This window comes from Streptomyces hyaluromycini, assembly GCF_002217755.1.
Lineage (GTDB): Bacteria > Actinomycetota > Actinomycetes > Streptomycetales > Streptomycetaceae > Streptomyces > Streptomyces hyaluromycini.
In genome coordinates this window covers 38,255-51,710 of record NZ_BCFL01000030.1, presented here as the reverse complement: position 1 = coordinate 51,710, position 13,456 = coordinate 38,255, and the positions used below count along the sequence as shown (strand labels likewise).

At 73.3% G+C, this 13,456-nt stretch carries 10 protein-coding genes; 4 read left to right on the top strand and 6 right to left on the bottom strand.

The genetic code is table 11. The annotated features are described in order from the left end of the window. Positions 1-20: 20 nt before the first annotated feature. Together SSP29_RS40610 and SSP29_RS40605 are read left to right on the top strand one after the other, a co-directional pair. The gene (locus SSP29_RS40610; protein WP_089105968.1) at positions 21-947 is read left to right on the top strand and encodes an NAD(P)-dependent oxidoreductase; all 927 of its coding nucleotides are present in this window, start codon (positions 21-23) and stop codon (positions 945-947) included. A gap of 47 nt (positions 948-994) precedes the next feature. After that, the gene (locus SSP29_RS40605) at positions 995-2,155 is read left to right on the top strand and encodes an iron-containing alcohol dehydrogenase family protein (protein WP_089105967.1); all 1,161 of its coding nucleotides are present in this window, start codon (positions 995-997) and stop codon (positions 2,153-2,155) included. Between the two features lie 209 nt (positions 2,156-2,364). Here the strand turns inward: SSP29_RS40605 and SSP29_RS40600 are convergent, their stop codons facing one another. Genes SSP29_RS40600 through SSP29_RS40575 form a run of 6 tightly spaced genes read right to left on the bottom strand, consistent with a single transcriptional unit; the run spans position 2,365 to position 10,243 of the window. Next, on the bottom strand, positions 2,365-3,042 hold the full coding sequence (locus SSP29_RS40600; protein ID WP_089105966.1) for a TetR/AcrR family transcriptional regulator: 678 nt from the start codon (positions 3,040-3,042) through the stop codon (positions 2,365-2,367). Further along, positions 3,009-5,018 (bottom strand): CocE/NonD family hydrolase, encoded by a 2,010-nt coding sequence (locus SSP29_RS40595; RefSeq protein WP_089105965.1) that lies wholly within the window; start codon positions 5,016-5,018, stop codon positions 3,009-3,011. Before SSP29_RS40595 ends, SSP29_RS40600 begins: the two co-directional genes overlap by 34 nt. Next, the gene (locus tag SSP29_RS40590; protein WP_089105964.1) at positions 5,015-6,814 is read right to left on the bottom strand and encodes a dipeptide ABC transporter ATP-binding protein; all 1,800 of its coding nucleotides are present in this window, start codon (positions 6,812-6,814) and stop codon (positions 5,015-5,017) included. Before SSP29_RS40590 ends, SSP29_RS40595 begins: the two co-directional genes overlap by 4 nt. Then, a complete protein-coding gene (locus SSP29_RS40585; RefSeq protein ID WP_089105963.1) occupies positions 6,814-7,713 on the bottom strand; it encodes an ABC transporter permease in 900 nt (299 codons plus the stop codon). Before SSP29_RS40585 ends, SSP29_RS40590 begins: the two co-directional genes overlap by 1 nt. Then, complete coding sequence (locus SSP29_RS40580) at positions 7,713-8,666, bottom strand: ABC transporter permease (RefSeq protein WP_089105962.1); 954 nt, start codon at positions 8,664-8,666, stop codon at positions 7,713-7,715. The genes SSP29_RS40585 and SSP29_RS40580 overlap by 1 nt, the downstream gene beginning before the upstream one ends. Before the next feature lie 2 nt (positions 8,667-8,668). After that, positions 8,669-10,243 carry an ABC transporter substrate-binding protein gene (locus SSP29_RS40575; protein WP_089105961.1) on the bottom strand — a complete coding sequence of 525 codons (1,575 nt, stop codon included), beginning with the start codon at positions 10,241-10,243 and terminating at the stop codon, positions 8,669-8,671. 186 nt (positions 10,244-10,429) lie between these two features. Here SSP29_RS40575 and SSP29_RS40570 point away from each other — a divergent pair, with 186 nt between their 5' ends. Together SSP29_RS40570 and SSP29_RS40565 are read left to right on the top strand one after the other, a co-directional pair. Then, a complete protein-coding gene (locus tag SSP29_RS40570) occupies positions 10,430-11,212 on the top strand; it encodes an IclR family transcriptional regulator (protein ID WP_150135866.1) in 783 nt (260 codons plus the stop codon). A gap of 195 nt (positions 11,213-11,407) precedes the next feature. Continuing rightward, positions 11,408-13,456 (top strand): NADH:flavin oxidoreductase, encoded by a 2,049-nt coding sequence (locus SSP29_RS40565; RefSeq protein ID WP_089105960.1) that lies wholly within the window; start codon positions 11,408-11,410, stop codon positions 13,454-13,456.

Sequence of the window (13,456 nt, the reverse complement as noted above, 5' to 3'; positions counted from 1 at the left end):
ATCACCTAGCGAGGACAACGATGAGGATCGGTTTCATCGGCCTGGGCAACATGGGACGCCACATGGCCCGCCACCTGATCCAGGCGGGACACCAGGTCACCGTGCACGACACCCGGCCCGAGGCCGCCGCCGACCATCTGGCGCTCGGCGCGAGCTGGGCCAGCACCCCTGCCGCATGCGTGGCCGACGCCGAACTGCTGATCACGATGCTGCCGAACCCGCGCATCGTCGAGGAGGTGCTGCTGCGCGGCGGGGCCGCCGAGGCGCTGCCCGAGGGCGCCCTGTGGATCGACATGTCGACCTCCACCCCGGCCGTCGCGGACCGGATCGCCGCAGACGTCCTGGACCGGCGCGGGGTGCGCCGCCTGGACGCCCCCGTCAGTGGCATGGCGCGCGGTGCCGAGGCCGGGCGGCTGCAGATATTCGTGGGCGGGGACGCGGACGACTTCCGGACCTGCCTGCCGGTCTTCGAGGCCATGGGCGACCCCGACAAGGTGCTGCACGTGGGCCCGCTGGGGGCCGGCTACACCGTCAAGCTGATGATCAACCTGCTCTGGTTCACCCACCTCGTCGCCACCTCCGAGGTGCTCGCCATGGGCACGAAGGCGGGCGTCGACCTGGGCGTGCTGCGCAGTTCGCTGCTGGCCAGCCCGGCCGCCTCGCACTTCCTGGCGCAGGACCTGCTGTCCGTGCTGGTCGACGGCGACTACGACGACTCGTTCGCCATGGTCCTCGCCTGCAAGGACCTGGGCCTCGCCGTGGACCTCGGCCGCGACCTGGGCGTCGCCACCGAGCTGTCCGCGCTCGTGGAGCAGATCTACCGCCGCTCCAAGGCACAACACGGCGACCTGGCCGGGGAAATGAGCCCGGTGCGGCTCTACGAGGCTCTGGCCGGGAGGGAGTTCCGGCTCCCCCACCCGCAGGAGGCCCTGCTGAACCCCGCCTGAGCCGATCCGCGTCCCCCTTCCCCTCGCGTCTCCAGGAGCCGTACGCCATGGGCGAGTCCCTCACCAGCCAGCTGACCGTCGACCCCACCTGCCGTATCGAGTTCGGCCCCGGCCGCCTCTCGCATCTCCCGGACCTGGTCTCCTCCCTCGGCATGAGCCGCGCGTTCGTGGTCACCGACCGCGGGCTGCGGGCCGCCGGGATCGCCGGCCAGGTGCTCAAGGTGCTGGACGCGGCGGGCGTCGAGCACGGGGTGTACGACGGGGTCGGCGCCAACCCCTCCACCGGCAACGTCGACGAAGGCGCCGCCCGGGCACGGGAGTTCGGCCCGGCGGTGGTCGTCGCCCTCGGCGGTGGCTCGGTCCTCGACGCGGCCAAGGGCATCTCGCTCCTGGTCGGCAACGCGGACGCGGCGGCGGCCGACGCGGACGCGCTGTGGGAGGCGCTGGACGGACTGCCGCTGATCGCGATCCCGACCACCTCGGGCACGGGTGCGGAGACCAACGGCTTCGGTGTCATCGAGGACACCGCCGCCCGCCGCAAGGTGTACCTCGGCCACCCCTCGGTGAAGCCGCGGATCGCGCTGCTCGACCCGGAGCTGACGCTCGGCCTGCCCGCCCGGATCACGGCGGCCACCGGCATCGACGCCCTCGTGCACGGCATCGAGTCGCTGGCCTCGCGGGGTGCGAACCCGGTCTCGGCGGCGTACGCGACGCAGGCGGTGGCGATGGTCGGCCGCTGGCTGCCCGCCGCCCACGCCGACGGCTCGGACCTGGAGGCCCGGGCGGGGCTGATGCTCGGCGCCCACCTGGCGGGCCAGGCCCTGACCATCTCCGGGCTCGGTCTCGTGCACGGCATCGGGCACGCCCTGACCGCCCACACCGGCACCCCGCACGGGGTCGCGCTCGCCGCCGTCCTGGAGGAGGTCCTGGAGTTCAGCGCCCCGGCCGCCCAGGAGGCGTACGAGCAGGCCGGTCGCGCCCTGCGCCTCGCCCCGCCCGCCGACGGCGACTGGGCCCGCGCCACGATCGACGCCGTCCGCGAGATCTCCGGCGCGCTCGGCATCAAGCAGCCCCTGCGCGACCTGGGCGCCCGCCCGGACCTGCTGCGCCCCGTCGCCGCGGGCGCCCTCGCCGACGCGGTCACCCGCAACGCGCCCCGGCAGCCCACCGAGGAGCAGATCCTCGGGATCCTGGAAGCCGTGTACTAAGCGGGTCCGGCGAAGTCCGCTGCACTTCGGCAGCGCCCCGAAGGGGCGCTGGGGGTACCCCCGGCCGAAGGCTGGGGGAGGAACTGCGCGACCAGCCCACGACGGCGCCGCAGACGGCAGACGGCAGACGGCAGACGGCAGACGGCAGACGGCACATCGCGGCACTTCCAGCGGAGCGCTTAGGCACGCCTCGGATCACCGATGCTTCGTCAGGTGCCGGGCCGTCGGCGGAGTTCCGTCTCGACGAAGTGGTTCAGGTGGCGGCGGGCGTCCTGGGTGGTGAGCGGCGGGGCCTGGCGCAGCCGCTGCAGGGCCAGGCCGTCGGCGAGGGCGGCGAACCGGACCGTGAAGCCGTCCAGGTCCTCGCAGCTGAACTCGCCGTCGGCGACGCCTCGCTCGGCCAGCGTGCGGATCTGCTGGTGCCAGCTCTCGTAGCGCCGGTCCTGGCCGCGGGCGAACGCCTGGTCGGGGTGGTGCTCGCCCGCGTTCCAGTACTCGAACCACATCCGCCAGTGCCGGTCGGTGTCCTCGGTGAACAGCGCGTCCACGAGCAGCCGCAGCCCCTCGGCACCGCTGGTCGCCCGGTCCGCGGCCTCGCTGAGGGCCGCGTAGTACCGCTCGATCTGCAGCACCATCGCCTCGGAGAGGATCTCCTGGACGCTGCCGAAGTGGTAGGTGACCGTGCCGACGGACACCCCGGCCGCGGCCGCGACGTCCCGCACGCCGACCGAGGCGTAGCCCCGCTCGGCGATCAGCGGTACCGCGGCCTCCACGATGAGGCGGCGGCGCACCTCGGTGGGCTGCCGGGTGCGGTCGGCGGCGGCGACGGCTCGGCGCGGGCTCCGCTCGGCCTTCATCCCGACGTCCTCGGGGTGGTGCGGTGCCATGCGCGCTTGGCCACTGTCTCTCCGTTCGCCCGTGCTTCGAGGTGACTGTCCATCACGAACTCCGAGGCCGTGGCCCGCAGTTCGGTCCGCGCGACGATCTCCGCGTCCCAGTCACCCTCGCGGGTCAGCCGGATCGTCCACGCGGAGACGGCCGAGGCGGACAGCGGGTCGTCGCTGCGGACACGGTACGTCTCCCGGGCGTTCTCCTCGTAGCGCAGCCCGTCCGGGTAGGTGCGGGATCCGCCGTAGCGGGGGTCGACCTCCAGGGTCCACTCCCCTGCCGCGACGTCGTGGGTGACGAGCCGCTCGGGACGCGGCTCGGCCGGGACGTCGTACGTGACCGGGAGCGGTGGCGCCTGTTCGGGCTCCTCGAAGCGGACCGGCGGCTCCTCGCCGGCCGCCCGCACGGGCAGCAGGAGGGTGCTGTCGGCGGGCAGCAGGGTCAGCTCCCCGCGTTCGCCGTGCGGCCACACCCACGGCCAGTAGGCGTCGGAGACGGCGAGGCGGATGCGGTGGCCGGGCGGGAAGGCGTACCCGATGGCGCTCAGCTCGAACTCGACGTCCTCGTACGTTCCCGGGCTCCACTCGACGGCCTTGTCCCGTCCGTGCCGGGCGAGCAGGTTCAGCACGCCCCGGGTGACGAGGGTGGACGAGCCGTCGGGGGCCACGTCGCACAGGCGGGCGATGACGTGGGCGCGCGGGGTGGCGCTGTCCAGGCGGAGCCGGACCCGTGGGCGGCCGAGGATCTCGACGCGCTCGGTCAGCGGGGCCGAGTCGAGGCACACCGAGCGGCCGTCCTCCTCGCGCTGGTCGGGCGGCAGGTCGCTCGCGTTGCCGAAGGGGAAGAAGCGGCCGGCGTCGATGCCGGTGTGGAGCGGGGAGCGGACCAGGACGGGCGGCGTGCCGTCCGTGCCCAGCGGGCGCTCCTGCCGGCTGACCCGCGGCGAGGGCCAGGCCGGGTCGCCGACCCAGCGGCCCGGCATGACGTCGTACGACGTGGCGGGCGGCACCGGGTCGTTGATCCAGGCGCGCAGCAGCGGCTCCCGCATCACGCCGGTGTCGGCGCCCTTGAGGTGCTGGTCCCACCAGCGCAGGGTCTCCTGGAGGAAGCCGATGGCGGGACCGGGGGGCAGCCCGCGGTCCGGGTACTGGTGGGACCACGGGCCGATCAGCCCCCGTACGCGGTCCTGCGGCAGGTGTTCGACCAGCCGCAGCACCGCGTCGCGGTACGGGTCGTGCCAGCCGCCGACCGCGAGCACCGCCGCGTCGATCGCGCCGTAGTCCTCGCACACGCTGCCGTGCCGCCAGTAGTCGTCCCGCTGCTGGTGGGCCAGCCAGGTGTGCAGGAACGGTTCGAGGGCGTCGAGGCGTTCGCGCCACATCGGCAGCCAGCGGTCGGCGCCGACGTTCGCCGGGTCCGGCGGGCGGGCGGCGAAGGCGAGCATGGTGCCGGCCCAGGCGAGCATGTCGATGCCGAGGACGGCGCCGCCGGTGTAGTGCACGTCGTTGTCGTAGCGGTCGTCGGTGGAGCAGACCGTCACGATCGCCTTGAGGGGTTCGGGGGCGAGGGCGGCGATCTGCAGGGAGTTGAAGCCGCCCCAGGAGATCCCGAACATGCCGACCCTGCCCGTGCACCAGGGCTGCGCGGCCAGCCAGTTGACGACGTCCACGCCGTCCGCGAGTTCGGTCGCGTCGTACTCGTCGCCGGGGACACCCTCGCTGTCGCCGTGGCCGCGGATGTCGACGCGGACGGAGGCGTAGCCGTGGCCCGCGTACCAGGGGTGGCGCTGGGCGTCGCGGGGTGCGGTCCAGTCGCTCTTGCGGTACGGGAGGTATTCGAGCAGCGCCGGCACCGGGTCGTGCTCGGCGTCGGCCGGACGCCAGACGCGTGCGTGCAGGCGGGTCCGGCCGCCCTGGACGGGGATCCAGACGTCCTCGCGCACGACCTGGCGGTCGAACCGCTCGCGGTACTTCACGAGACTCCTTCGCTGACGGAGGTGACGGCGGCGTCGGGGGTGTCGGAGGTGTCGGCGGGACGCCAGCGGCGTACGCGGTGACCGCCGCCGTGGTCGGTCCAGACGTCGCCCGGCTGCGCCGCGTCGGTCCAGTCGGGTACGTCCTCCACCAACGGGCGGGCGTCGGGGTCGGGTTCGAGGGCCGCCGCCATCAGCTCACGGGTGTAGGGGTGTGCCGGGTCGGCGAAGACGGCCTCGGTCGGGCCCTCCTCCACCACCACGCCGTGGCGCAGGACGAGCACGCGGTCGGCGATGCCCCGTACGACGGCCAGGTCGTGGCTGATGAACAGGCAGGCCAACTGCCGTTCCCTGCGCAGGTCGTCGAGGAGTCGCAGTACCTCGGCCTGCACCGAGACGTCCAGGGCGGTGGTGATCTCGTCGGCGATCAGCACGTCCGGCTCGCCGGCCAGTGCCCGTGCGATGCCGATGCGCTGCCGCTGGCCGCCCGAGAGCTGCGCGGGCAGCCGGTCGGCGAGCGCCGGGTCGAGCCGTACGTCCCGCACCAGGTCCAGGGCGCGGGCGTGGGCCGACCGCCGGTCGGGGGCGGTGCCGAAGAAGCGCAGGGGGCGGCGGATCGCGTCGCCGACCGTGCGGCGCGGGTTGAGCGAGGTGTCGGCGTTCTGGAACACCAGTTGCACCAGGCGGCGCAGCGCCGCGGGCCGGCGGCGGGCGGGCCGGGCCAGATCGCCGGAGCCGTGGGTCATCGTGCCGCCCGAGGGGGCGCGCAGCCCGGCGAGGGACCAGGCGAGGGTGGACTTCCCGCTGCCCGACTCGCCCACCAGGGCGACGATCTCGCCGCGGCGGACGTCGAAGGTGACGCCGTGCACGGCGCGGGCCGTCCCGTAGTCGACGGTGACGTCCTGCGCGGAGACGGCGACGGGGGCGTCCGCGTCCACCACGGCCCTGGCCCGCACCTCCCGCTCGCCGTTGTCCCCCACGAGCGCGAGCCCGTCGTCCGTCAGCCGCGGCACGCTCGCCAGCAGCCGCTTGGTGTAGGGCTGTTCGGCTCCGGCGAAGAGCGCCCGGGTGGGCGCCGACTCCACGACCCGGCCCGAGCGCAGCACGCTCACCTCGTCGGCCATCCGGGCGACGACCCCGAGGTCGTGGCTCACCAGCACGGCGGCCAGGCCGAGTTCGTCGCGCAGGGCGGCGACCAGGTCGAGGATGCCGCGCTGGGTGACGACGTCGAGGCCGGTCGTGGGCTCGTCGAGGACGAGGACCCTGGGGCGGGCCGCGAGGGCCATGGCGATGGCGACGCGCTGCTGCTGGCCGCCGGAGAGTTCGTGCGGGTAGCGGCGCGCGAGGTCGGCGGGGCGTGGCAGCCGGACCTGCTCCAGCAGGTCGAGCACCGGGACGTCGCTGCCGGCCTCGGCGATCTGCCGGCCGACGCGCATGGACGGGGTGAGCGCGTGGCCGGCGTTCTGCGCGACCATGGCCACGGTCCCGCCGCGCAGCCGCCGCAACTCCCGTGCCGGCAGGGCGAAGACGTCGTGTCCTGCCACCCGCACGGTCCCGCCGTCCAGGCGCGAGCCGTGCCGCAGGTGACCGAGCAGGGTGGCGGCGACGGTCGACTTGCCGCTGCCGGACTCGCCGACGAGGGCGAGCGTGCGGCCCTGGGCGAGTTCGAAGGACACGTCGTGCACGACCGGCAGGTCGCGCCCGCCCGAACGGTAGGAGACGGAAAGGGAGTCGACGGAGACGACGGGGGGCGCCGCGGGCTCTCCCTCGGTCGGGGTCATCGGCTGGGTCGAGGTCATCAGGAGCCCTCCCTGATCCGGTCCACGCCCCAGGCCTTGGACAGGCCGTCGGCCGCGAGGTTGAGCCCGACCACGAGGGTGGCCAGGGCGATGATCGGCGCGAGGCTCGCCATCGGGACGACGGTGATGGCGGTGCGGTTCTCGGCGACCATGAGCCCCCAGTCGGGGGTCGGCGGGTCGGCGCCGAAGCCGAGGAAGGACAGCGAGGAGATCAGCAGCACGACCCAGGAGGCGCGCATCGCGAACTCCACGCCGACCACGTCGGCGATGTTGGGCAGGACCTCCCGCCGCAGGATCGACCAGGTGCCTTCGCCGCGGGCGCGGGCCGCGGTGACGTAGTCGGCGGGCACGACGGCGAGTGCCGCACCGCGCACCACCCGGACGACCTGGGGCACGAACACGACGGCGACGGCGCAGACGATGACCGCGGAACCGGTGCCCAGCGCGGTCACGACGACGAGCAGCGCGAGGATGGACGGCACCGCGAGCACCGCGTCGAGCACCCGGCCCAGGACGTCGTCGAACCAGCCTCCGCGCAGGGCCGCCGCGCAGCCGATGACCGTGCCGAGGGCGACCGCCAGGACGGTGGCGACGACGGACACGCCGAGCGCGTACCGGCCGCCGTACAGCACCCGGGTCAGGACGTCCCGGCCGTACTGGTCGGTGCCCGCCCAGTGCTCCCAGCTCGGTCCGAGGAGTACGTGCGAGGGGTCGTTGGCAATGGGGTCGTACGAGGTGAGCAGCGGGGCGAGCAGGGCGAGCAGCACGTGGACGCCGACGACGGCGAGGCCGACGAGCGCGGTGCGCGAGGAGCGCAGGGTGCGCCAGGCGCGGGCGGTGCGGGCCCGGACGTCCGCGGCCGCGGGTGCGGCGGGCGGGGCGGTGTCGAGGGTGGTCATCAAGTCCTCCCGCGCGTACGGAGCTTGGGGTTGAGGGCCATGGCGCCGAGGTCGGCGGCGAGGTTGCAGACGACGTAGACGACGGCGCTGATCAGTGCGACGGCCTGGACCACGGGCAGGTCGCGGTTCTGCACGGAGGTGAGCATCAGCTTGCCGATGCCCGGGTAGTTGAAGACGTTCTCGACGACGGCGACGCCGCCGACGAGCCAGGCCACGTTCAGTGCGATCACGTGCAGGGTGGGCAGCAGGGCGCTGGGCAGTGCGTGGCGGGTGACGACCCGCCAGGTGGACAGGCCCTTGAGCCGGGCGGTGGTGACGTACTCGCCGGCCATCACGTCGATGACCGACGTACGGGCCATGCGGACGATGTAGGCGGCCATGACGATGGCGAGGGCGAGTGCGGGCAGCCAGACGGCGGGCAGCAGTTGGCCCACGCTCGCGTCGGGGCCGTACAGGACGACGGCGGGGAACCATGGCAGCGCGACCGAGAAGCACAGCACCAGCACGGTGGCGACCACGAACTCGGGGACGCTCATGCCGACGAGGCTGACGGTGGAGATCAGGTGGTCGGCCCAGCGGTCGCGGTACAGGCCGGCGAGAATGCCCAGCACCAGCGACCCGGTCACCGCGAACAGGATGGTGACGACGGCGATGAGCGCGGAGTTGGCGAGGTACTGCGCCACCTCGCCGCCCACGGGCTTCCCGGAGACCAGCGAGGTGCCGAAGTCCCCGTGCAGGGCGCCCTTGATCCAGTCGAAGTAGCGTTCCCAGGCGGGCTGGTCGAGTCCCAGCTGCTTGCGCAGGGTGGCCACGGCGTCGGGCGTGGCGTCCTTGCCGAGGATCTGGGTGGCCACGTCGCCGGGCAGGGCCTGGAGGGCGAGGAAGACGAGCACGGACGACAGGAACAGGGTGCCGATGGCCGCCGCGACGCGGCGGGCGACGAACGCGAGCATGCTCAGGCTCCCTTCAGGCCGATGCCGAGGTAGTCGAACTCGAAGCCGTGTTCGGCGTATCCGCGGACCTTGCGGGAGAGCCCGACCAGCCGGTCGGCGAACATCGGGGTCATCGCCCCGCCCTTCTCGATCACCAGGTTCTGTGCCTGGCCGTAGAGCTCGCGGCGCCGCGTCGCGTCGGTCTCGGCGCGGGCGCGGTCGAGGACGGCGTCGAAGTCCTTGTCGGACCACGCGGTCTCGTTGTAGGAGGAGCCGCTGCGGAAGATCTGGGTGAAGAGCTGGTCGACGGGCCGACCCGTGTACCAGTAGGTCGCCATCAGCGGTTTCTTCATCCAGATCTGCGTGTAGTACGAGTCCGCGGCGGCCGTCTTGACCCGGATGCGGATGCCGGCCCGTTTGGCGGACTCCTGGTAGGCGAGCGCCATGGGGGTGAGCAGCGGGTCGTAGGCGGAGGTGTAGAGGTCGACGGCCAGCCCCTCCTGCCCCGCCTGCTTCAGCAGGTGGCGGGCCTGGTCGGGGTCGTGCGCGGGGTGGGCGGAGATGTGCAGCGGGTCGTCGGGCGGCACCGGGTTGTCCCAGCCGGGGGTGCCGGCGCCCTGGAGGGCGACCTTCACCACGTGCTCGGGGTCGTAGGCGAGCTTCATCGCCTGCCGCACGCGTACGTCGGTGAAGGGCTTGTCGGTGGTGAGCATCGGCAGCACGTACCACTGGGCGTTCTTCACCCGGGCGACGGTGGCGCGGGCCGAGGCGGCGACCACCCGGGCCGTCGCGAAGTCGAGGTTGGTCTGCGAGAGCAGGTCGACCTGGCCGGCCAGCAGGGCGTTGGCGCGGGCCGACATGTCGGCCACGGAGTAGAAGGAGATCGCGTCGAGCACGGGACGCCCGGCCCAGTGGTCGGCGTAGGCGGTGACGCGCCCTGGACCGGCGGGCGCGAACGACTCCAGCTTGAAGGGGCCGGTGCCGATGCCGGTGCGGCCGACGGACTTCGCGCTGCCGTCCGGGACGACGTAGCAGTTGTAGTGCGTGAGGAGGCTGGGGAACTCGGCGTTCGGGGACTTGAGCGGGACGACGAGCGTGTGGGCGTCCGGCGTGCGCAGGGTCTTCGGGTCGACGAGCGGGGCGAGGACGGCCGCCTGCGGGGACGCGGTCGCCTTGTCGAGGATGTGCCGCAGGGTGTAGGCGGCGTCGGCGGAGGTGAAGGCGCGGCCGTCGTGGAAGGTGACGCCCTTGCGCAGGCGGAAGGTCCAGGTGCGGGCCTTGGTGTCGGTCTCCCAGGACTCGGCGAGATCGGGGGCGAGGTCGCCGTCGCTGCCGACGCGGACCAGGCGGTTGTAGAGGGCGCCGAGGTACTCGTACGCCGACAGGGAGCTCGCGGGGTCGAGGGTCTCGGCGTCCGACGCGGGCGGGCGGGCGATCCGGAGAGTGCCGCCGCGGTCGGGCGTGCCCTTCGGCGCCGCCGCGGGCAGCACCGTGCCGGACGCCGCGCCCGAGCATCCGGACAGCAGCCAGGACGCACCGAGACAGGCGGCACCGGCGGCGAGGAAAGACCGCCGTCCTGGGTGGTGGGTGTCGGTCATGGGCCGACCGTCCTTCTCGCTATTCGTTCAGCGGAACGATTGAGTGGAGTGCGTGAACGATAGCCATACGGCGGATTCCCGCCAAGACTCGGGCGCGGAAATTAACCGCGGAAACGGATCCGTAACCGGTCCGGCGGGGGCGCCGGGCCCCGGGAGGGCGGCCGTCCGGCTGGCTATCCTTGCGCCATGACCGGCAACGGGAGGCCTCGCGACACCTCGGTGCAGTCCGTCGACCGCGCGGTGTCGATCCTCCAGTCGCTGTCCCGGCGCGGCCCGTCCGGCGTCACCGAGATCGCCGAGACGCTGGGCCTGCACAAGGCGACGGTCTTCCGGCTCCTCGCCACGCTGGAGTCGCGCGGCCTGGTCGAGCAGGACGCCGAGCGCGGCCGCTACCGCCTGGGCTTCGGCATGGTCGAACTGGCCGCGGGCGCCGGCCGGCAGAGCGACCTGTCGCTGCTGAGCAGGCCGGTCTGCCGGGAGCTGGCCGCCGCCGTCGGCGAGACGGTGAACCTCGCGATCCACGACGGCATCGAAGTGATCACCATCGACCAGGAGATCGGCGGCGCGACCATCGCCAGCATCGACTGGGTCGGCAAGCGCAGCCCCCTGCACGCCACCGCCGCGGGCAAGGTCTTCCTGGCGCACCTGCCCGAGAAGGAGACCGACGAGGTGCTGGGGCGAGGGCTCGCGCGGTACACCCCGCACACGATCGTCGAACCGGCGCTCCTGAAGGAGCAGTTGGCGACGGTCCGCGAGCTCGGGTACGCCACCACGTCGGAGGAGCACGAGATCGGGCTGGCCGCCGTCGCCGCGCCGGTCCGCTCCCCGGACGGCCGGGTCGTCGCCGCCGTCACCGTCTCCGGTCCTGCCTTCCGCGTCAACGACGACACCGTGCCGGCCCTCGCGGAGCGGGTGCGGGAGGCGGGCGCCCGGATCTCCTGGCGCCAGGGCCACCACAAGCACGACTGACCTACGACACCTGGACCGGCTCTCGACGGCCGCGGGCCGACAGCCCCCGGACCGGCTCTTGACGGCCGCGGGCCGACACCCTCACCATTTGTCTCGCATCGCGAGTCTGTTTCGCAATGCGATACGTACGACGCTGCCGCGCAGTCACCGAAGCTCTGCCGCGGCCGTCGGCACCCCGCTTCCCGAGGAGTGGTCATGCCCTCCCAGAGTGTCGATCCCCTGCTCCAGCCCTTCCGTCTCAAGCACCTCACCCTGCGCAACCGGGTGGTCAGCACCTCTCACGAGCCGGCCTTCGGCGAGGGCGGTCTGCCCAAGGACCGCTACCGCGCCTACCACGTCGAGAAGGCACGCGGCGGCGTCGGCCTGACCATGATCGGCGGCTCCGCCGTGGTCTCGCCGGACAGCCCGCCCGCCTTCGGCAACCTGCTGCTGTACCGGGACGACATCGTGCCGTGGCTGCGCCGGCTCGCCGACGAGGTGCACGACGCCGGGGCGGCGGTCATGTGCCAGGTCACCCACCTGGGCCGCCGTACCAGCAACTACTCCGGCGACTGGCTGCCGGTGCTCTCCGCGTCCCCGTTGCGCGAGCCGGCGCACCGGGCGTTCCCGAAGGCCGCCGAGGCCTGGGACCTCGACCGCGTCACGGCCGACTACGTCGCCGCGGCCCAGCGCTGCCGGGAGGCCGGCCTCGACGGCATCGAGCTGGAGGCCTACGGCCACTTCCTGGACAGCTTCCTCTCCCCCACCACCAACCACCGCGACGACGACCTCGGCGGCAGCCTGGAACACCGCATGTCCTTCCCGCGACGGGTGATCCGCGCGGTGCGCGAGGCGGTCGGCCCGGACTTCGTGGTCGGGATCCGGCTGATGCTGGACGAGGACCGCCCGGGGGGACTGGCCTTCGACGACGCCCTGGTGGCCGCGGAGCGTTTCACCGACGACGGCATCGACTTCGTCAGCACCATCCGCGGCTCCATCGAGAGCGACGCCTCCCTGGTCCGCACGATCCCGCCGATCGGCACCCCGCTGGGCCCGTTCCTGGAGTTCACCGGCGAGGTCCGGCGCCGGCTGCGGGTGCCCGTGATGCACGCGGCCCGGATCGCCGATCCCGCCACCGCGCGGTACGCCCTGCGCGAGGGTCTGCTCGACCTGGTCGGCATGACGCGCGCCCAGATCGCCGATCCCCATCTGGTCGCCAAGATCGCAGGCGGCCGTGAGGACCGCATCCGCCCCTGTGTCGGGGCGAGTTACTGCCTGGACGCGATCTACGACTCGGGCGACACCAAGTGCGTCCACAACCCTGCTACCGGCCGGGAGCTCCAACTGCCCCACACCGTCCCGGCCACCACCGGCCGCCGGCGGAAGGCGGTCGTCGTCGGCGCCGGGCCGGCCGGCCTGGAGGCCGCCCGGGTGCTCGGCGAACGCGGCCACGACGTCGTGCTGTTCGAGGCCGGCGACCTCCCCGGCGGGCAGATCCGGCTCGCCGCGGCCAACCCGCGCCGCCGCGACCTGCTCGGCATCGTCGACTGGCGGGTCGCCGAGTGCAAGCAGCACGGCGTCGACCTCCGCTTCGGCCGGTACGCCGAGTCCCGCGACGTGCTCGCCGAACACCCCGACCTCGTCGTCCTCGCCACCGGCGGCATGCCCGACCGGTCCTTCCTCGACGCGGGCGAGGATCTGGTCGCCGACACCTGGGACGTGCTGACCGGCTCACTGCGCCCACGGGGCGAGGTACTGGTCTACGACGACCACGGCGGCTATCCCGCACTCGACGCCGTCGAAGTCCTCGCCCCGTCCGGCGCCCGCCTGCACTTCGTGACACCGGAACGCACCCTCGCGCCCGACGTCGGCAGCATGAACTCCCCCGCCTACCTCAAGGTCTTCGCGGAACACGGCGTGACCACCACCCTCGCCCGGCGGCTGCGCGCCGTACGCCGCACCCTCGACGGCCGCCTGGCCGCCACCCTCCACAGCGACTACACCGGCACCGGCACCGAACTGGCCGTCGACCACGTGATCGTGGAACACGGCACCCTGCCCGCGGACGAGCTGTACCGCGAACTGCTGCCCGGATCCAGCAATCTCGGCGAGATCGACCACCGCGCCCTGCTCGACCACCGGGAGCAGACGGTGGTCCGCAACGACGCCGGACGCTACCGGCTGTTCCGCATCGGCGACGCGGTCACCAGCCGCAACATCCACGCCGCCGTCTACGACGCGCTGCGCCTGTGCCTGCCGGTCTGA

Bases quoted from the DNA above. Each gene is read 5' to 3' on its own strand.
- SSP29_RS40610 (WP_089105968.1), top strand. From the start codon at position 21: ATGAGGATCGGTTTCATCGGCCTGGGCAACATGGGACGCCACATGGCC.
- SSP29_RS40605 (WP_089105967.1), top strand. From the start codon at position 995: ATGGGCGAGTCCCTCACCAGCCAGCTGACCGTCGACCCCACCTGCCGT.
- SSP29_RS40600 (WP_089105966.1), bottom strand. From the start codon at position 3,042: ATGGCACCGCACCACCCCGAGGACGTCGGGATGAAGGCCGAGCGGAGC.
- SSP29_RS40590 (WP_089105964.1), bottom strand. From the start codon at position 6,814: ATGACCTCGACCCAGCCGATGACCCCGACCGAGGGAGAGCCCGCGGCG.
- SSP29_RS40585 (WP_089105963.1), bottom strand. From the start codon at position 7,713: ATGACCACCCTCGACACCGCCCCGCCCGCCGCACCCGCGGCCGCGGAC.
- SSP29_RS40580 (WP_089105962.1), bottom strand. From the start codon at position 8,666: ATGCTCGCGTTCGTCGCCCGCCGCGTCGCGGCGGCCATCGGCACCCTG.
- SSP29_RS40575 (WP_089105961.1), bottom strand. From the start codon at position 10,243: ATGACCGACACCCACCACCCAGGACGGCGGTCTTTCCTCGCCGCCGGT.
- SSP29_RS40570 (WP_150135866.1), top strand. From the start codon at position 10,430: ATGACCGGCAACGGGAGGCCTCGCGACACCTCGGTGCAGTCCGTCGAC.
- SSP29_RS40565 (WP_089105960.1), top strand. From the start codon at position 11,408: ATGCCCTCCCAGAGTGTCGATCCCCTGCTCCAGCCCTTCCGTCTCAAG.